At 71.1% G+C, this 16,917-nt stretch carries 18 protein-coding genes and 3 pseudogenes; 12 read left to right on the top strand and 9 right to left on the bottom strand.

What is annotated here, in order from left to right:
• Window positions 1-199, top strand: a pseudogene (locus tag CR470_RS25930) (hypothetical protein); the annotation flags it as partial.
• Between the two features lie 78 nt (window positions 200-277).
• Window positions 278-1,006 (top strand): class I SAM-dependent methyltransferase, encoded by a 729-nt coding sequence (locus tag CR470_RS25925; protein WP_097869951.1) that lies wholly within the window; start codon window positions 278-280, stop codon window positions 1,004-1,006.
• Between the two features lie 16 nt (window positions 1,007-1,022).
• Here CR470_RS25925 and CR470_RS25920 read toward each other — a convergent pair whose 3' ends face one another.
• Together CR470_RS25920 and CR470_RS25915 are read right to left on the bottom strand one after the other, a co-directional pair.
• Complete coding sequence (locus CR470_RS25920; protein WP_097869950.1) at window positions 1,023-2,402, bottom strand: FAD-dependent oxidoreductase; 1,380 nt, start codon at window positions 2,400-2,402, stop codon at window positions 1,023-1,025.
• Between the two features lie 83 nt (window positions 2,403-2,485).
• Window positions 2,486-3,172 carry a DUF305 domain-containing protein gene (locus CR470_RS25915; RefSeq protein WP_097869949.1) on the bottom strand — a complete coding sequence of 229 codons (687 nt, stop codon included), beginning with the start codon at window positions 3,170-3,172 and terminating at the stop codon, window positions 2,486-2,488.
• Between the two features lie 158 nt (window positions 3,173-3,330).
• On the opposite strand from CR470_RS25915, the gene CR470_RS25910 reads away from it, so the two are divergent.
• Window positions 3,331-4,821, top strand: a complete 1,491-nt coding sequence (locus CR470_RS25910; protein WP_097869948.1) for an LVIVD repeat-containing protein — start codon at window positions 3,331-3,333, stop codon at window positions 4,819-4,821.
• A gap of 306 nt (window positions 4,822-5,127) precedes the next feature.
• On the opposite strand, the gene CR470_RS39745 is transcribed toward CR470_RS25910, so the two are convergent.
• From CR470_RS39745 to CR470_RS25890, 5 genes and pseudogenes are all read right to left on the bottom strand, one after another.
• Window positions 5,128-5,304, bottom strand: coding sequence for a hypothetical protein (locus tag CR470_RS39745; RefSeq protein WP_179892376.1), 177 nt, complete (start codon window positions 5,302-5,304; stop codon window positions 5,128-5,130).
• A gap of 96 nt (window positions 5,305-5,400) precedes the next feature.
• Window positions 5,401-5,658 (bottom strand): annotated as a pseudogene (locus CR470_RS25905) (HAD hydrolase-like protein); the annotation flags it as partial.
• The gene (locus CR470_RS25900) at window positions 5,645-6,376 is read right to left on the bottom strand and encodes a phosphatase PAP2 family protein (protein WP_097869947.1); all 732 of its coding nucleotides are present in this window, start codon (window positions 6,374-6,376) and stop codon (window positions 5,645-5,647) included. The gene CR470_RS25900 and the pseudogene CR470_RS25905, both read right to left, overlap by 14 nt.
• Before the next feature lie 101 nt (window positions 6,377-6,477).
• Window positions 6,478-7,413, bottom strand: coding sequence for a M56 family metallopeptidase (locus tag CR470_RS25895; protein ID WP_097869946.1), 936 nt, complete (start codon window positions 7,411-7,413; stop codon window positions 6,478-6,480).
• Between the two features lie 97 nt (window positions 7,414-7,510).
• Window positions 7,511-8,119, bottom strand: coding sequence for a DUF5134 domain-containing protein (locus CR470_RS25890; RefSeq protein WP_097869945.1), 609 nt, complete (start codon window positions 8,117-8,119; stop codon window positions 7,511-7,513).
• A 249-nt stretch (window positions 8,120-8,368) separates the two neighbouring features.
• Between CR470_RS25890 and CR470_RS25885 the strand changes: the two genes are divergently transcribed.
• Complete coding sequence (locus CR470_RS25885) at window positions 8,369-8,944, top strand: GNAT family N-acetyltransferase (RefSeq protein WP_097869944.1); 576 nt, start codon at window positions 8,369-8,371, stop codon at window positions 8,942-8,944.
• Between the two features lie 12 nt (window positions 8,945-8,956).
• Here CR470_RS25885 and CR470_RS25880 read toward each other — a convergent pair whose 3' ends face one another.
• The gene (locus tag CR470_RS25880) at window positions 8,957-9,607 is read right to left on the bottom strand and encodes a glycerophosphodiester phosphodiesterase (RefSeq protein ID WP_097869943.1); all 651 of its coding nucleotides are present in this window, start codon (window positions 9,605-9,607) and stop codon (window positions 8,957-8,959) included.
• A 327-nt stretch (window positions 9,608-9,934) separates the two neighbouring features.
• Here CR470_RS25880 and CR470_RS25875 point away from each other — a divergent pair, with 327 nt between their 5' ends.
• The 5 genes from CR470_RS25875 to CR470_RS25855 all read left to right on the top strand — a co-directional run bounded on the left by CR470_RS25875 (window position 9,935) and on the right by CR470_RS25855 (window position 14,616).
• Complete coding sequence (locus CR470_RS25875; RefSeq protein ID WP_097869942.1) at window positions 9,935-11,332, top strand: DUF6421 family protein; 1,398 nt, start codon at window positions 9,935-9,937, stop codon at window positions 11,330-11,332.
• Window positions 11,333-11,358: 26 nt separating this feature from the next.
• Window positions 11,359-12,126, top strand: coding sequence for an SDR family NAD(P)-dependent oxidoreductase (locus tag CR470_RS25870; RefSeq protein ID WP_097869941.1), 768 nt, complete (start codon window positions 11,359-11,361; stop codon window positions 12,124-12,126).
• Complete coding sequence (locus tag CR470_RS25865) at window positions 12,123-13,184, top strand: threonine aldolase family protein (protein ID WP_179892375.1); 1,062 nt, start codon at window positions 12,123-12,125, stop codon at window positions 13,182-13,184. The genes CR470_RS25870 and CR470_RS25865 overlap by 4 nt, the downstream gene beginning before the upstream one ends.
• A 76-nt stretch (window positions 13,185-13,260) precedes the next feature.
• On the top strand, window positions 13,261-13,860 hold the full coding sequence (locus CR470_RS25860; protein WP_097869939.1) for a transglutaminase-like domain-containing protein: 600 nt from the start codon (window positions 13,261-13,263) through the stop codon (window positions 13,858-13,860).
• A 63-nt stretch (window positions 13,861-13,923) separates the two neighbouring features.
• Entirely contained in the window at window positions 13,924-14,616 is a 693-nt protein-coding gene (locus tag CR470_RS25855) for a B3/B4 domain-containing protein (protein ID WP_097869938.1), read from the top strand.
• Between the two features lie 31 nt (window positions 14,617-14,647).
• Here the strand turns inward: CR470_RS25855 and CR470_RS25850 are convergent, their stop codons facing one another.
• The gene (locus tag CR470_RS25850) at window positions 14,648-15,370 is read right to left on the bottom strand and encodes a lysophospholipid acyltransferase family protein (protein ID WP_097869937.1); all 723 of its coding nucleotides are present in this window, start codon (window positions 15,368-15,370) and stop codon (window positions 14,648-14,650) included.
• A 231-nt stretch (window positions 15,371-15,601) separates the two neighbouring features.
• Between CR470_RS25850 and CR470_RS25845 the strand changes: the two genes are divergently transcribed.
• From CR470_RS25845 to CR470_RS25835, 3 genes and pseudogenes are all read left to right on the top strand, one after another.
• Window positions 15,602-15,928, top strand: coding sequence for a TlpA family protein disulfide reductase (locus tag CR470_RS25845; protein ID WP_097869936.1), 327 nt, complete (start codon window positions 15,602-15,604; stop codon window positions 15,926-15,928).
• A gap of 196 nt (window positions 15,929-16,124) precedes the next feature.
• The gene (locus CR470_RS25840) at window positions 16,125-16,634 is read left to right on the top strand and encodes a flavin reductase family protein (RefSeq protein WP_097869935.1); all 510 of its coding nucleotides are present in this window, start codon (window positions 16,125-16,127) and stop codon (window positions 16,632-16,634) included.
• A 196-nt stretch (window positions 16,635-16,830) separates the two neighbouring features.
• A pseudogene (locus tag CR470_RS25835) lies at window positions 16,831-16,917 on the top strand (electron transfer flavoprotein subunit beta); the annotation flags it as partial.

Below are 16,917 nucleotides of genomic sequence, written 5' to 3'. Positions count from 1 at the left end.
TAAGAGACAGGTCGGGGCGGGCGAACTGCGCCGGGGCGACGTCCGCGACGGCGACCGGTCCATGACCGTGGAGAGCGCCCGGACCGACGGCTCCACGGTCCACGTCACCTGGAGGTCCGGGGCCGGCCGCAGCTGGACCCAGGCGTACGCCGCCGACACCGCCATCACCCTCAAGCGGCGACTTTCCGAAGGACGTTGACGCTCCCGCCCCACCCGGCCCCGCATGGCCGCCATGACCGGCCACAGCGGGTGCGCCGCGTCGGTAGGCTGACCCGTGATGTTCACCAAACAGGGTCCCACCGTGCGCGAACTGGCCGTTCAGGCGCTTTCCTCGACCGAGCGCGGATACGACCTCCTCGCCCCGAAGTTCGACCAGACTCCCTACCGCACCCCTGACCGCGTGCTCGACGCCGTCACCCGGGCGGTGCGCGACCTCGGACCCTTCGACGCCGGACTCGACGTCTGCTGCGGTACCGGCGCGGGGGTCGGCGTGCTCCGGCAGCTGTGCCGGGAGCGCGCGGTCGGCGTCGACTTCAGCGCGGGCATGCTCGCCGAGGCCCGTGCCGCCTTCCCGCCCGGGGGCGAGGGGCCGGCGGTGCACTGGGTGCGGGCTGACGCCCGCTCCCTGCCCTTCGCGCCCGCCTTCGATCTCGCCCTCAGCTTCGGCGCGTTCGGTCACTTCCTGCCCGCCGAACGCTTCGGCCTCTTCGCCGAGGTGTACGGGTCGCTCCGGCCGGGCGGGCAGTTCGTGTTCCCGCTCGGCGCACCGCCCCCGGTGGGATCGCGCGCCTACTGGTCGCTGCTCGGCTTCGACGCGGCGATGCGGGTGCGCAACGCCCTGTGGCGCCCGCGGTTCGTCATGTACTACCGCACGTTCCGGCTCGGCGACGTACTGGAGGACCTGACGCAGGCCGGATTCGCCGTGCGGCTGCTGCCGCTGACCGAACTGGGCCTGCGCCCCGACGGCAGCCCCCGCGCCCGGCTGGTGGTCGCGACCCGGGAGTGACGGCGCGGAGCGCCGTTCACCGGTCCTCGTCCCGGGCTGCCGCCAGCAGCCCCGGCCAGTCGGGGATCTTCACCGGGCCGCGCCCCAGCGAACGGCCCAGCTCCGCCTCCGCGCGCTCGATCGACAGCCAGCCGGACCACTCCACCGGCCGCAGCCCCCACGCCCGCAGCACGGCCAGCGGATCGTCCGCCGCCGGGCGGCTCCTCAGCGCGGCCGCGTCCTCCAGGAGCGAGGTCACCGTCTCCTTGGCGCAGGAGCGGTTCGAGCCGATCACCCCGGTCGGCCCCCGCTTGATCCATCCCGCTACGTACTCGCCCGGCGCCGGCGCCCCGTCCCGCAGCACCCGGCCCGCCGCGTGCGGCACCGTGCCGCGCGCCGGGTCGAAGGGCAGCCCCGGCAGCTCCACCCCGCGATAGCCGACCGCCCGCAGGACCAGTTGGGCCTCGACGTCCTCGTACGCGCCGGTGTCCCGCACCCCACCCCCGCTGTCCGGAGCCGTCCGGGCGAACCGCACCCCGGCGACCCGCCCGTCGCGCTCCAGCAGCTCCACCGGCCGCAGGAAGAACCGCAGCCGGACACGGCGCCCGGCATCGGCCGCCGTCGGCTCCCCGGCCGTCGACCACGCGCGCAGGACCTCCAGGTTCCGCCGCACCACGGCGGGCAGCGGCAGCGCTCCGGGCAGCCCGTCCGGAGCGGCGTACGCGGGGTCGAGCGCGAGTTCCGCCGGGTCGACGACGACCCGTGCCCCGGGCAGCGCTCCCAGCTCCCGCAGCTCCTTGGTGGTGAACCGGGCCTGGGAGGGGCCCCGGCGGCCCACGATGTGCACGTCGCGCACCCGGCTGTCCTCCAGCGCGCTGAGCGCCGCGCGGGGCACGTCGGTGGCCCGCAGTTCGTCGGCGCCGCGCGCCAGGATCCGGGCCACGTCGACCGCCACGTTGCCCACGCCGATCACGACGGCCGAGCGGGCGTCCAGGACGAACGGGTCGGCGCCGACGTCCGGATGGGCGCTGTACCAGGAGACGAAGCGGGTGGCGGAGTAGCTGCCCGGCAGGCTCTCGCCCGGCACCGCGAGCGCCCGGTCGGCGGATGCTCCGACGCAGTAGACGACCGCATGGTACAGCTCCGCCAGCCGGGCGGGGGAGACCCCGCCCGCCCCGCCGACGCCGACGTTGCCCACGAAGGTGACCCGGTCGTCCTCCAGTACCGCCCGCAGACTGTTCTGCAGCGACTTGATCTTCTCGTGGTCGGGAGCCACCCCGTACCGCACGAGTCCGTACGGGGTGGGCAGCCGGTCCAGGACGTGCACCCGCACATCGGGCACGAGCGACTGCCGCAGCAGGGCCTGAGCGGTGTAGACCCCGCTGGGACCGGAACCGACGACGGCGACGGAGAGCACGGCGCACCTCTTCCCGGAGGTTTCCTCCAGGATGGCACCGCCGGGCCGATCCGCACCGCCGCGTGCACGGCCGGCCGCGTGTCTCAGTCCATCAGCCCGCGCATCCGGTTGATCTCCACGGTCTGCTGGGCGACGACGTCGCTCGCCATCTCCTCGACGATGACGTCGTTCCCCTCGGTGAGCGCCTCCGTGGCCATGGTGATCGCTCCCTGGTGGTGGGTGATCATCAGCTCCAGGAAGAGCTTGTCGAAGGCCTTGCCCTTGGCGGCGCGCAACTCCTTGAGCTGGGCATCGGTCGCCATGCCGGGCATCGTGGTGTGGTCGTGGTGCTCCGTGCGCCGGTCGCCGCCGTTCCTTTTCAGCCATCCTTCCATCGCACCGATCTCCGGCTTCTGGCCGGCCGATATGCGATCCGCGAGCCGTTTGACGGTGTCGGCGGAGGCCCGTTCCGGGACAAGTCCGGTCATCACGAGCGCCTGGCCGTGATGTTCGATCATCATCTGCGTATAGCGGAAATCGGCTGAGTTGGCGGTGTCCTGACCGGCCTCCTTGATGGCCTCCTCGGCGGAGAGCGTCCGAGCGGGCTCGCCCGGTCTGCCGGGCGCGACCACGCCCGGACCTGCGTCTTTGGCCTGGTCCGACGTTCCGTCACCGCTGCCCGACTCACAGGCTCCCAGGACGAGCACGGCGGCAACCGCCGTCGCCGCGAGAGCGGTTGAGCGCAGAACTGCGGACCGACGATGGATCAACACGGCTACCTCCTGTGCCACGTGGTTTGTCGCAGACCGTCCTAACACGCTTCCACCGGGCGAAGATCAGAAACTTTCATTACGTCTGTGTTGCCATCTATTGATGTGTACATGGGAGGGACGATACTGCCGGGGGTTCATGAACCGTTCGACCCCGAACGGAGACAAGGGAGGACGCAGTGACCTCGTTGCACACCACCCGCGTGCGGCGCAGACGTCTGGGCGCGGTGGCAGCCGCGGCCGGACTTCTCGCCACACTGCTGACGGCCACCACAGCGGCCGCGACCCCCGACCCGGGCGACGCCCCGGCCGAGCGCGGTTCCGTCACCAAGAGCGAGCAGGCCGAGGCCAGGGCCGCGATAACCGGTGGCGACATACCCGGCGTGGACGAGATCGTCCACAGCTCCAACATCAAGCACCTGACGAACGTGCCGAAGGGCGCCCTCAAGGGCACCAACACGGACCTCGCGTTCCAGGGGAAGTACGCGTACGTGGGCAACTACGACGGCTTCGTCATCTACGACATCAGCAAGCCGAAGAAGCCCAGGACGGTCGCCCAGGTCCTCTGCCCCGGCGGGCAGAACGACATCTCGGTCTCCGGGAACCTGCTGTTCCTGTCGACGGACTCCTCGCGCAGCGACGACTCCTGCTCCAGCACCTCCCAGCCCGCCACGGAGAAGTCCTCCTGGGAGGGTATGAAGATCTTCGACATCAGCAACAAGCGGCAGCCGAAGTACATCGCCGCCGTGGAGACCGCCTGCGGTTCCCACACGCACACGCTGGTGCCGGACGGCAAGAACGTGTACGTGTACGTCTCCTCGTACGCGCCCAACGAGGCGTTCCCGGACTGCAAGCCGCCGCACGACGGGATCTCCATCATCAAGGTGCCCCTCAAGGCGCCCCAGAAGGCCCGGATCGTCAACTTCCCGGTGCTCTTCCCCGACGGTGGCAACCCCGGAGCGCCGGAGAACCCCGGTGTCTCCAAGACGACCGGCTGCCACGACATCACGGTGCTGCCGTCCAAGGACCTCGCAGCCGGCGCCTGCATGGGTGACGGTCTGCTGTTCTCCATCGAGGACCCGGAGCACCCGAAGATCATCGACCGCGTCCAGGACAACGAGAACTTCGCGTTCTGGCACTCGGCGACCTTCAACCAGGGTGCGAACAAGGTCGTCTTCACCGACGAGCTCGGTGGCGGCGGCGCGGCCACCTGCAACGAGGAGATCGGGCCCGAGCGGGGCGCCGACGGCATCTACGACATCGTCGGCAAGGGCGACCAGCGCAAGCTGGTCTTCCGCAGCTACTTCAAGATCGACCGCCACCAGGCCGACGCCGAGGTCTGCGTCGCCCACAACGGCTCGATCATCCCGGTGAAGGGCCGCGACCTGATGGTCCAGGCCTGGTACCAGGGCGGCATCTCCGTATGGGACTTCACCAACTCGGCGAAGCCCGAGGAGATCGCCTTCTTCGAGCGCGGCCCGGTCACGCTCGACCAGGTCACCACGGCCGGCCCCTGGTCGGCGTACTACTACAACGGCCACATCTACTCCAGCGACATCGCCAAGGGCTTCGACGTGCTGAAGCTGAAGGACCGGCGCACCGCCCCGGCCGAGCGGGTGAAGCTCGACGAGCTCAACGCGCAGACACAGCCGGACTACTTCGCCCGCTGATCCGTCAGCGGTCCTGTAGCCCACGTGTCTCCGCATGCGGGGCCGGTGTCTCCCGGGTGTTCGCCCGTTCGGGAGACACCGGCCCCGCCGCGTGTGCCGCCGGAAATTCATTGACCGATGAGCCGGGTGGGGACATGCTGGATCCCTGCGACGGCGGCCTCTGCAACTCCGGTCCCCGACGCGGTCCACGGCCGTGTCCCACGGGACACACCGAGGGTGCGCCTGGATCCGGCGACGCGGGGGATCGCCGGATCGGGCGCGATCTCCGCACCGGCTCCCGGCACCGGCGCGCGGCGGGTACGGACGTCAGGCGGCGGTGCGGACGCTTCCGCCGACGGCAGCGGCCCACTCCACCAGCAGCCGCTGGTACGCCGCCTCGTCCTGCGGCGTCAGGCACCCGCCCGAACGCTGCCACAGGTCGCGGATCTCCGCGTTGACCTCGGCTGCGGAACGCGCTGACACGGACGACGGCATCGGGGACATGCCCACCAGGCTACGACCACGAGCGGCTTCCACTACCCCATTCGCGGCGGGATATGCCTCACACTCCGGACCGATCTCCCCCGTTCGCTGTGGGCCTCATTCCGGCACGAGACCCAGCGAACGCAGTCCGTCGGGCCGTTCCGCCACCGGCCGGTGGTCCACGAAGCGGACCCCGCAGCCCAGGACGGCCGCGCCACCGTCCGCGCCCCGATCGTCACCGACCATGACCACGTCCGCCGGGTCCCGGCCGATCAGCGGACAGGCGATGCGGAACAGTCCCGCGTCGGGCTTCCGGAGTCCGTGCCCGAAGGGCAGGACGTAGGCGTCGACCAGCCTTCGATCACCATGGACGCGATCCTTGCCGGTCCGTCCCCGCGCCGACAAGAGCGTCCTCCCGGGCCGCCGTGTACCGGGCGTACCCCGCGGCGCTCAACGCCACCACGGCCACCCCCAGCAGCGCACCGCCCACGACATCGGTCAGCCAGTGAACCCCCAGATACACCCGGGTCGCCGCCACACCGACGGCCGAGACCACCGCCACGGCCAGCACCGCGCCCCGGGCGCCGGGGCCCGCGCCGTACAGCCGCAGCAGCCAGACGAGCAGTCCGCAGGTCACGACGGCCGTCATGGCGTGCCCGGAGGGGAAGGCCGCGTAGTGGGCCGAGTCCACCGGATCGGGCCACCGCGGACGCTCCCGGTCCACCGCCGCCTTGAGCCCCTGCTGGAGGAGAGAGGCGATCAGGCTGGTCGCGGCCACCCAGAGGGCGAGCGGGCGCGCGCCACGCCACCACAGGGCGACCACGGTCACCGCGATCAGGGCGCGCATGGTCCAGGGGTCCCACACCCAGTCCGTCAGCACCCGGCTCACATGGACCAGACCGGGGTCGGCCACCGCGTGCCGGTGCAGTGCGTCGGCGACCGTCCGGTCCAGGGACATCAGCGGCGACCAGCGCGCCGCCACCAGCACGAGCAGCACGAGAGCGGCCGCGCCGACGACGGATCCGGTCCACAGGGCGGGCACGGTACGGGAAGAGCGATCCGGTGAACGGAGGCTGAAGAGGGGGGAGGGCATGGGGTGATCCTCGCGGAGGACACCGCCCCAAGGCCAACGTGGGGCGCGACCAAGGGTGTGCCGGGCGTCGCGGCCCCGGCTCCTGGCCCGCCGGACACGCCCTAACCCAGCGCGCGGAGCCCCGGGACGAAGGCCACGAACACCGGGACGACCGGGACCAGCGCGGCGGCGGCCGTCAGCCGGATCCTGCGGCCCGCCGTCAGCCGTTCGACCGGAGCCAGCAACCGGTTCACCCGGAGGGGCACTTGGGCCTGCGGGGAGGGGCAGGGGCCGAACACCCCGCGGTCCTCGTTGAGTCCGACCAGGGCGAGCGCGGTCGTCAGTCGGCCGAAGCGGCGTGACGCCACGTCGTCGGCGGCCAGTTCGACCAGCCGGTGCATCTCGTCGCGGAACGCGGCGAACACCGGGATCTGCGGGAAGCCGATCGCCAGCGCCGACGAGCAGTGCAGCAGCCAGTCGTGCCGGGCCTGGGCGTGCCCCTGCTCATGGGCGAGCACAGCATCGAGCTGACGGCCTTTCAGGCGACCCAGCGCGGCGGTGGTGATGACGAGTTGCGGAGCCGAGCCGGGCAGCCACCAGGCGTCGGGGCGTTCGCCCTCCAGGACCACGAGACGGTCGGCGCCCGGCTCCTCGCCCGGCATCAGCGGGGAACGCACCAGCAGTTCCGCCCGGCGCTGCTTGCGGCGACGCCGCGCCCGCCGGATCTCCCTCAGGAGCATCGCTCCGGTCCACAGTCCGCCCAGCGCCAGCAGCACCGCGATGACCGCCGACCACGGCCCGTACGCCGCCAGGGCGTACGCCTCGACGACGGCGTGCGGGGCGGGGGCGAAGACATGGCCGCGCACCGCCTGCCAGGCGGCGGCCGCGCTCAACGTCATGGACAGGGCGAACGACAGGAGGACCCCGGCCACCACGCACTGCCAGACCCACAGGGCCACGACCGGCTCGCGCTCCGGCCACCGGGCGCGCGCCATCACGCGGGGGGTCACCAGGGCGGTCAATGCACCGAGCAGCAGCAGCGCGAGGGAGACCAGCATGGCCTCAGCTTAGGAGGGGCGGGCCGGCCGGGGTACGACCTCGACCGGCAAGTGACGTAGACCACCGTTTGCCGGGGGTTCTGTCCCACTTCCCGTCTCACAGGGTGAGCAGCATGGCGAACATGCCGATGCCCATCGTCATCCGGCAGGCCGTCGTGAGTTCGGGCCGGCCGTCCGTTCCGCCCCCGAATCCTCCCGGGTCCCGGGCGGCGAGGCCCGTGCCGCCTGCCGGGGCCATGGCGGTCCCGGGCAGCAGGCGGCCGGCCGAGCCCAGCACGTAGAACGCGAAGTAGACGAGCAGCGCCCCGGTCAGCAGGGGGATGCCCCCAGCGCCCGCGGTCGCCCCGTGTCCGGCATGCCCGCCCCCGCCGCTCCCCGTGACCGCGGGGGCCATCGCCACGGCCATGTAGACCATGGCCAGCGAGCCGACGAGATGGTGCAGGTGGTGGCCGCCGCGCAGGGCGGGCCGCAACGCTCGCAGCGCGGCCGTGCCGAACAGCACCGCGTACACCGCCCAGGCCCAGTCCGGAGGGGACAGCACCGCCGCCGGCACGGCCATCGACGCCATGCCGAAACCCATGAGCGCCTCCGAGCGTGCGGTGCCGCGCTCCCGCGGCGTCCCCACGCGGGAACGCAGCAGGCAGTAGGCGCCGCTCACCGCGCACAACGCCATCAGCAGCCAGCCGGCCAGGGCCCCTCCGTGCACGGCGCGCCTCCCCCGGGTCGGACGTACGGCACTGTTGCGGGTCGTCCCATCGATGCCCGGGCGGCCGCCGCCGAATCCGGCGCACGGGGGTGTGAAGGGGGTGCGCCGGGGCCCTCCGGGGGCGCTCCGGGTCGCGTTACTCTCGACCGCACGTGCGACGGCGGAGCCCGCGACCGTACGTGCGGCAGCAGGGAAACGCGTACGGCAGCACAGAAGCGTGTACGGCAGCAGAGAAACGGAGCACCCACCATGGACACCGCCACGCCCCCCGACGCGGCCCGGCTGACCTTCCGCGACGCGACCGAGGACGACGTACCCGCGCTGGTGGCCCTCATCGAGTCCGCCTACCGCGGTGACTCCAGCCGCACGGGCTGGACCACCGAGGCCGACATCCTCCAGGGGCAGCGGACCGACGAACAGGGTGTGCGCGAGGTCCTCGACGCTCCGGCGGGCCGACTCCTCACGGTCGAGCGCGGCGGTGAGCTCGTCGCCTGCTGCCAGCTCGAACACCGGGGCGACGCGGCCTACTTCGGCATGTTCGCGGTGCGGCCGGGGCTCCAGGGCGGCGGACTCGGCAAGCTGATCATCGCCGAGGCGGAGCGCACCGTCAGGGAGAGCTGGGGCGTCGGCGAGATGCATATGACGGTGATCTCGGTGCGCGAGGACCTGATCGCCTGGTACGAGCGCCGAGGCTACCGCCGTACGGGACGGCTCACCCCGTTCCCGTACGGCGACGAGCGCTTCGGGATCCCGCAGCGCGACGACCTGGCCTTCGAACTGCTCGTCAAGAACCTGGAGGGGGGCGACGCCGGGGAAGGCGCCTGAGGACGCCCGCCCTCAGGCGGTGAAGCGCCCGGCGCGACGGATCTCGGGGAAGTCGGTCGTCGCGCCGTCCAGGCCCAGCGCCCGTGCGAGACGCAGGTGGTCCTGGGTGTTCACCACCCAGCCGATCACCTTCACGCCCTCGGCGTGCGCCCGCTCCACGACCTCCAGGGTGAGGCGGCGGATGTTCAGTGCGAGCGTCGCCGCGCCCGCCGTCTTCGCCCGGTCCACCACGTCCGCGCCCCAGCGGCTGGCGATCAGCACCGTGCGTACGCCCGGCACCAGCCGGGCGATCTCGGTGACGGCCTCGTCGTGGAACGAGGACACCTCCACCCGGCCGACGAGGTCACGCTCACGGATCACGTCCGCCAGCGCGCGGGCCGCCGCCACGTCCTTGATCTCCGCCTGGAGCGGGGAGGAGACGGCCTCCAGCACCTCTTCGAAGACGGGGATCCGCTCGCCCCGACCGGCGTCGAGCTCACGCAGCTCCGCCAGGGTCCTGGCCGCGATCGGTCCGGTCCCGTCCGTGGTGCGGTCCACGTCCGCGTCGTGCATCACGACGAGCGCGCCGTCCTTGCTGAGATGGAGATCCAGCTCGATGGCGTCCATTCCCGACGCCTCGGCGCGGACGAAGGAGCGGAGGGTGTTCTCGGGCTCGACGCCCATCACTCCGCGATGACCCAGGGTGAGAAATGACAAGGCGACCTCGTTTCCGTCGGCGGCGGCCCATCGACTGCTCCTGCCCGCGCGGAGGTACGGCGATACGGCACTGGGGAGGGTAGCGGCTGTGGCCCGCGATGTCCCCCGGCATCGTGGCCCGGTCGCCCGTGCCCGGGAGTGGATGGGTGAACTGTGCGCCTACCCGGGATACGGCAGGAAAAACAGCGGTGACCATGGGGGGTACGCAGGATAATTTCCAGACCCCCACTTGTCGGGAGGAAGCCCGCACGGCTACGGTGAATCCACGCGAGGTTCTCCCGTGAAGGAAGTGTTATGACGGAAATTCTTGTGCACGATGCCACCGACGGCGCGATAGCTACGGCCCAGCGGGTGGTCGAGCACCCGGCCTGGCCTGTGCTCAAGGATGCCGTCGAGGAGATCCGCCCCTGGCAGTCCAAGGACGGATCCATCGACTTCGAGGCCGAGGGCGCCCCGTCCCCGGCCGTCGTCGAGCGGGTCCTCGACCGGGTGACCGGAGCGGTCGAGGAGCTCTCCCCGCTCCTCCCGCACGACGCCGCCTACCACCGTGCGCTCGTCACCGACCTGCGCCGCTGGGCCGCCGACGGCTTCCGCGTCCCCGACTTCCTGGACTCGCTGCTGGCCTTCCAGCCCGCGAAGGACCGGGCCGACGGTCTCCAGCACCTCGTCGTCTTCGCGATGTACACGCAGAACGGCAACCCCGACCGCAACCTCGAAGCGGTCGTGCTGAAGATGGTCTGGCCCGAGTGGCTCGCCGACCTGGAGGCGAACCGCTACGACAACCCGCTCTTCTGCGGCATCACCTTCGAGGACTTCACCGCCGGGTACGACACCCATTCCGCGGTGCTCTTCCCGGAGACCATCGCCGTGCGTGAGGCCCCCGAGCGCTTCAGCTGGGGCGGCATCTTCTGCGACCGCGAGGCCGCCCGCTTCCGCCGCGTCACCGAGGCCTCCGTCGACCTGCTCGGCCTGGAGCTGCCCGACGACATCCGCGAGATGGTCGGCGACCAGCAGCGCTGCGAGCAGGCGTTCGTCCTGTGGGACATGGTCCACGACCGCACCCACAGCCACGGCGACCTGCCGTTCGACCCGTTCATGATCAAACAGCGCCAGCCGTTCTGGATGTACGGGCTGGAGGAGCTGCGCTGCGACCTCACCGCCTTCAAGGAGGCCGTGAAGCTGGAGTCCGAGGGCAACGCCCACGGCCGTGACGTGCAGTACGCGGTGCTCTTCGACCGGATGTTCCGCTTCCCCGTCTCCGGCGAGCGCGTCCGCAACTACGACGGCCTCGGCGGCCAGCTGCTCTTCGCGTACCTCCACCAGCACGACGTGGTCCGCTGGACCGACAACACCCTGAAGATCGACTGGGACCGTGCCCCGCAGGTCACCAACCAGCTCTGCGCCGAGATCGAGAAGCTCTACCGCGACGGCATCGACCGCCCCAAGCTGGTGCACTGGTTCGCCGCGTACGACCTCGTCTCGACCTACCTCGCCCCGCACCCGGGATCCCGCTGGGCCAAGGGCCCCGACGCCCTGGACCTCACACTTCCTCCTCGCAAGCTCGTCGACGACGTGCTTCCGGACGAGTTTCCCCTGAGCATGTTCTATGAGGCGCTCGCCAAGAAGCTGAAGAACGTGATTGCCTCCACCAAGGGAATCACCGCGGCGAACGACGAGCGGGCAGCCGCGTGAACCATTCTCCCGAGGAGGCGGTGGCCATGAACGCGAACGGTACGGGCGAGGGGACCGGTGTGCTCGAAGGAGCTGTGGTCGCGGTCGCCGGAGCGGCCGGTCCCGCCGGCCGGGCGACGCTGCTGCGGCTCGCCGAGGCGGGCGCGACGGTCGTCGGGTGCGACGCCCACCCCGAACGGCTCGCCGAGGCGGTGGACGCCGCCCGGTACGCCCACGGGGGCGCGACCGTCACCGGCGAGACCGTCGATCTGCTCGACCTCGACGCCACCCGGGACTGGGCCAAGCGCACCGAGGCGGAGTTCGGCCGCATCGACGGCCTGGTCCACCTCGTCGGCGGCTGGCGCGGCAGCAAGTCGTTCCAGGAGACCGTGCTGTCGGACTGGGACGCCCTGGAGAAGCTGCTCATCCGCACCGTCCAGTCGACCTCGCTGGCCTTCCAGGAGCCCCTGGAGCGCAGCGACCGGGGTCGCTACCTCCTGATCAGCGCCGCCGGGGCCAGTAAGCCCACCGCGGGCAACGCCGCCTACTCCTCCGCCAAGGCCGCCGCCGAGGCGTGGACCCTCGCGCTCGGCGACGCCTTCCGCAAGGCGGGGGGCGAGGACGGGCCGACGGCGGCTGCTGCGATCCTGGTGGTCAAGGCACTGGTGAACGACGCCATGCGCGCCGAGCGCCCGAATGCGAAGTTCGCGGGCTTCACCGACGTCACGGAGCTGGCCGAGGCCATCGCCGGCGTCTGGGACAAGCCCGCCCTCGAAGTGAACGGAAAGCGCCTGTGGCTGACCCCGCAAACGTGAGGACCGACGCTCGGCGTCACCATGACCCGCAGGTGCGCGGCTTCGCCAGTGACAACTACGCCGGCGCGCACCCGGAGGTCCTCGCGGCCATCGCCCTCGCCAACGGCGGCCACCAGGTCGCCTACGGCGAGGACGACTACACCGGCCACCTCCAGCGCGTCATGCACAGCCACTTCGGCCCCACCGCCGAGGCCTTCCCGGCCTTCAACGGCACCGGAGCCAACGTGGTCGCCCTGCAGGCGCTCACCGACCGCTGGGGCGCCGTCATCTGCGCCGAGACCGCGCACATCAACGTCGACGAGGGCGGTGCGCCCGAGCGGATGGGCGGGCTGAAGCTCCTCACCGTGCCCACACCGGACGGCAAGCTCACCCCGGAGCTCATCGACCGGCAGGCGTACGGCTGGGACGACGAGCACCGGGCCATGCCGCAGGTCGTCTCGATCGCCCAGAACACCGAGCTGGGAACCGTCTACACCCCCGACGAGATCCGTGCGATCTGCGACCACGCTCACGAGCGCGGCATGAAGGTGCACCTCGACGGGGCCCGGATAGCCAACGCCGCCGCCTCGCTCGACGTGCCGATGCGGACGTTCACCAACACGGTCGGCGTCGACGTGCTGTCCTTCGGCGGCACCAAGAACGGCGCGCTCTTCGGCGAGGCCGTCGTCGTGCTGAACCCGGACGCGGTGCGGGCGATGAAGCATCTGCGCAAGCTCTCCATGCAGCTCGCCTCCAAGATGCGCTTCGTCTCCGTCCAGCTGGAGGCACTGCTCGCCAAGGACCTGTGGCTGCGCAACGCCCGGCACGCCAACGCCATGGCCCAGCGGCTCGCCGAGGGCGTGCGGGCGATCGACGGGGTGGAGATCCTCTACCCGGTCCAGGCCAACGCCGTGTTCGCCCGGCTGCCGCACGCGGTCAGCGAGCGGCTCCAGAAGCGCTTCCGCTTCTACTTCTGGGACGAGGCGGCCGGCGACGTCCGCTGGATGTGCGCGTTCGACACCGGCGAGGACGACGTCGACGCCTTCCTCCAGGCGCTCAAGGAAGAGATGGCCCGTTAGCGCGATCCATGCATGATTATGCGGCCGACCGGGAATTGATGGACTTCCGGTCGGCTGCTTCGTACGCTCTCCGCCTATGGAGCTGACACAGCAGTCCCCGGGCATTGACGCCTATCTGGCCGTCGGCGAGGCCATCGACCATGAGCATCCCCGCGTCCGGGAGGTGGTGACCCGCCTCGCGCTCGACGCCGACACCGCATACGCATACGCGCGGGCCGCCTTCGAGTTCGTTCGCGACACCATTCCGCACTCCGCCGACTCGGGGGATCCGCGCGTCACCTGGCGCGCCTCCGAGGTGCTCGCCGCCCGGACCGGCATCTGTCACGCGAAGTCGATCGCGCTCGTGGCCCTGCTGCGGGCCCGCTCCATCCCGGCCGGCCTCTGCTACCAGCGGCTCGCCGACGACGACGGAACGAACCCGATGGTCCACGGGCTGGTCGCGCTGCGGCTTCCCGGATCCGGGCGCTGGAAGCGGGTGGACCCCCGGGGCAACAAGCCGGGCATCGACGCGCAATTCTCCCTGGAGGGGGAGCGGCTGGCGTGGGTGACGCGTGAAGAGTTCAATGAAGTCGACTATCCAGTAGTCTATGATGTACCACCCGAGGTGATCCTCCGCGCGCTGAGGGGCGCGCGGGACCGCTCGGAGCTCTGGCGGAACCTCCCCGGGAACCTCTGAACCCGCCCGCGCCCCGCACCACCGCACCGAGCCACCGCACCGAGCAAGGCAGTAAGGCAGACGATGACCCTCACACTCGCCGTGTCCGACGAGGTGCGCGCGATCGCACCGGGCTTCACCCATCTCGCCGTCGAGGCGCACGGTTTGGTCAACGGTCCCAGCGACGCCCGTAGCGACGCCCTGCTGGAGGACGCCGCCCGCAGGCTCGCCGAGCGCCTGGAGGGCCGCGCCCCCCACGAGGACCCGCGCGTCGCCGCCTGGCGCGAGGTCTACTCGGCGTTCGGAGCCAAGCCCTCCCGCACCCGCAACTCGGCCGAGGCGCTCGCCCGGCGCGCCCTCGCCGACGGCGGCCTGCCGCGCATCAACCTGCTGGTCGACGCCTACAACGCGATCAGCGTCGCCCACCTCGTACCGGTCGGCGGCGAGGACACCGACCACATCAAGGGCGGGATGCGGCTGATCCGCGCGACGGGCGACGAACCGTTCCCCACCGTCATCGGCGGCGAGGAGACGGTGGAGCACCCCGAACCCGGCGAAGTCGTCTGGTGCGACGACGAGGGCGTCACCTGCCGCCGCTGGAACTGGCGCCAGGGTGTGCGCACCCGGCTCACCGAGGAGTCGGTCAACGCCGTCTTCCTGCTGGAGGGCCTCGCCCCCATGGCGAACGGTGAGCTCGACGCCGCGGGCGCCGAACTCGCCGCGACCCTGGAGCGGCTGAGCCCCGGGGCGCGGATCGTCGTCCACGGACCGCGGTGAAGCGACGGCGCCGCCCCGTCGCGGGCGGCCGTCAGCCGAGCTCGCGCACCTCGGCGGGCGTCGGGGCCGTACCGCCGAGATGGGCCGGCACCCACCAGGTGTCGCTCGCGTCCTTCGGGCGCACCGGGTAAGCCCGCTGCGCGGCCTCCAGCAGTTCCTGAACCCGCTCCCGCAGTCGTCGGGTGATGGCACCGGCGTACTGGTCGGAGGGCGCCTCCATGGGCTCGCCGACGCGGATGGTGACCGGGATGTGGCTGCGCTGGAAATTGCGCGGCCGTCCCTTCGTCCAGATCCGCTGCGTGCCCCAGAGCGCCATCGGGATCAGCGGGACCCCGGCTTCCTGGGCGAGGCGCGCGGCACCCGACTTGAAGCTCTTCAGGGTGAAGGACTGCGAGATGGTGGCCTCGGGGAACACTCCGACGATCTCACCGGAACGCAGCGACCGAAGCGCGTGGGCGTACGCGTCCTCGCCCTGGTCACGGTCGACCGGGATGTGCTTCATTCCCCGCATCAGCGGACCGGAGATCTTGTGCCGGAAGACCGATTCCTTCGCCATGAACCGCACCAGCCGCTTCTGCGGCAGGGCGCCGAGGCCGGTGAAGATGAAATCGAGATAACTGATGTGGTTGCTGACCAGCACCGCACCACCGGTCTTCGGGATGTGCTCCGAACCCTGAGTGTCGATCTTCAGGTCGAGCGCCTTGAACAAGGTGCGAGCGGCGCCGATGACCGGTCGATAGACGAGTTCTGCCATCTGGAGAAGACCCTTCTTCAGCGCCTGGGGAGGGTTCTCCCGGCGGAAGTTACGCAGCCGTAGGTTTTCGGCATTGTGGCGATGGTGCCCCATGCGCGAGCCCCTGGCCAGTCCCGACGGACGCGGGGCGCGAGATTCTCGTCACGTGCGTATGCCCCCGGAGCCGCGGGGAATGCGCGGGCGGCGGCCGGTGCTGACCTCTTACGAAGAACTCTGATCAGGAGGCACCAAGTGGATCGCCGGACCCCCGGACAGCGACTCGACGCATCCCAACTCGGCGCGGAACTCGGGGAACGCGCGACGCTCGTCCAGTTCTCCAGCGCCTTCTGCCAGCCGTGCCGGGCGACCCGCCGCACCCTCGGCGAAGTTGCCGGGATGGTCGACGGGGTCGCCCACATCGAGGTCGACGCCGAGGCCCACCTCGCGCTGGTGCGGGAGCTGGGCATCACGAAGACGCCGACCGTCCTGGTGCTCGACGCCGAGGGCGAGGTGGTCCGCCGGGCATCCGGCCAGCCCCGCACCGTCGACGTCGTCGCGGCGCTGGGGCACGCCATGTGACGGGTCGTGACGCATCTCCCACATTCCGGGACGCCCTTGACTGTGCCCACTCAGCATCGTCAGTCTGACGTTATGCCGCCAGAACTCCTTCTTCACGGCCGGGTCCATGGGGACCTCGCACGCCAGGCGAGTGCGCGTTGTCCGGGTGTCTGAGCACCCACGGACCCGTACGCCACTTCCGCGGAAGGACACAGCCATGACGGCAACGCGCGATCTCGCCCCTGCCCCGACGGCCGCCACCCCCGAACTCTTCCGCTCGGTCTTCCGCCGCCACGCCGCGGGTGTGGCCGTGATCACCGCCGCGGGCGAGCGGCCGGTCGGCTTCACCGCCACCTCGCTGACCTCCGTCGCCGCCGAACCTCCGCTGATCTCCTTCGGTGTCGGTACGTCCTCGTCCAGCTGGCCCGTGCTGTCCGAAGCCGCGTACGTCGGCGTCCACATACTCGGCGAGCACCAGCGGGAACTGGCCGCGACCTTCGCCCGCAGCGGAGCCGACCGCTTCGGCCCGTCGACCGAGTGGAGCAGCGGCCCCGAAGGCGTTCCGCTGCTCGCCGATGTGTCCGCCTGGCTGGTATGCCGCGTCGTGACCCGTGTCCCGGCCGGGGACCACCGCATCGTCATCGCCGAGGCCGTGGCGGGTGCGCCCTCCGGAGCCGGTCGCCCGCTGGTCTACCACCAGGGACGGTTCATGGCTCTGCGAGACTGAGGGCGCGCACGCACAGGCCCGCCGCGTTGGCAAGGTCACAGTGCGCAGCGCTTGCTCAGGGGTAAGAGACTGGGTGTACTGGCGAGTAATATCGGGCTCGGAGCCTCGGTCGTCCTGACCGGATCCGTCCCGACGAGGCGCCTATGCTGCGTGCAACAAGGCAGCCCGGAAATGACGATGCAGTAGGAGAGCCGGCGTGAGCTTGAGGATCGTTGTCTGTGTGAAGTACGTGCCCGACGCGACCGGTGACCGGCGTTTCGCCGATGACCTGACGCTGGATCGT

This window comes from Streptomyces sp. rh34 (assembly GCF_002551245.1).
In the GTDB taxonomy this organism is placed as follows: Bacteria; Actinomycetota; Actinomycetes; order Streptomycetales; family Streptomycetaceae; genus Streptomyces.
The sequence above is the reverse complement of the archived record's forward strand: the minus strand, read 5'-3'. Positions and strand labels throughout refer to the sequence as shown.

Coding starts and splice junctions, on each gene's coding strand:
- CR470_RS25870 (WP_097869941.1), top strand. CDS start 11,359: ATGAACGCGAACGGTACGGGCGAGGGGACCGGTGTGCTCGAAGGAGCT.
- CR470_RS25900 (WP_097869947.1), bottom strand. CDS start 6,376: ATGCCCTCCCCCCTCTTCAGCCTCCGTTCACCGGATCGCTCTTCCCGT.
- CR470_RS25880 (WP_097869943.1), bottom strand. CDS start 9,607: ATGGGCGTCGAGCCCGAGAACACCCTCCGCTCCTTCGTCCGCGCCGAG.
- CR470_RS25875 (WP_097869942.1), top strand. CDS start 9,935: ATGACGGAAATTCTTGTGCACGATGCCACCGACGGCGCGATAGCTACG.
- CR470_RS25850 (WP_097869937.1), bottom strand. CDS start 15,370: ATGGCAGAACTCGTCTATCGACCGGTCATCGGCGCCGCTCGCACCTTG.
- CR470_RS25840 (WP_097869935.1), top strand. CDS start 16,125: ATGACGGCAACGCGCGATCTCGCCCCTGCCCCGACGGCCGCCACCCCC.
- CR470_RS25895 (WP_097869946.1), bottom strand. CDS start 7,413: ATGCTGGTCTCCCTCGCGCTGCTGCTGCTCGGTGCATTGACCGCCCTG.
- CR470_RS25885 (WP_097869944.1), top strand. CDS start 8,369: ATGGACACCGCCACGCCCCCCGACGCGGCCCGGCTGACCTTCCGCGAC.
- CR470_RS39745 (WP_179892376.1), bottom strand. CDS start 5,304: ATGTCCCCGATGCCGTCGTCCGTGTCAGCGCGTTCCGCAGCCGAGGTC.
- CR470_RS25925 (WP_097869951.1), top strand. CDS start 278: ATGTTCACCAAACAGGGTCCCACCGTGCGCGAACTGGCCGTTCAGGCG.
- CR470_RS25855 (WP_097869938.1), top strand. CDS start 13,924: ATGACCCTCACACTCGCCGTGTCCGACGAGGTGCGCGCGATCGCACCG.
- CR470_RS25860 (WP_097869939.1), top strand. CDS start 13,261: ATGGAGCTGACACAGCAGTCCCCGGGCATTGACGCCTATCTGGCCGTC.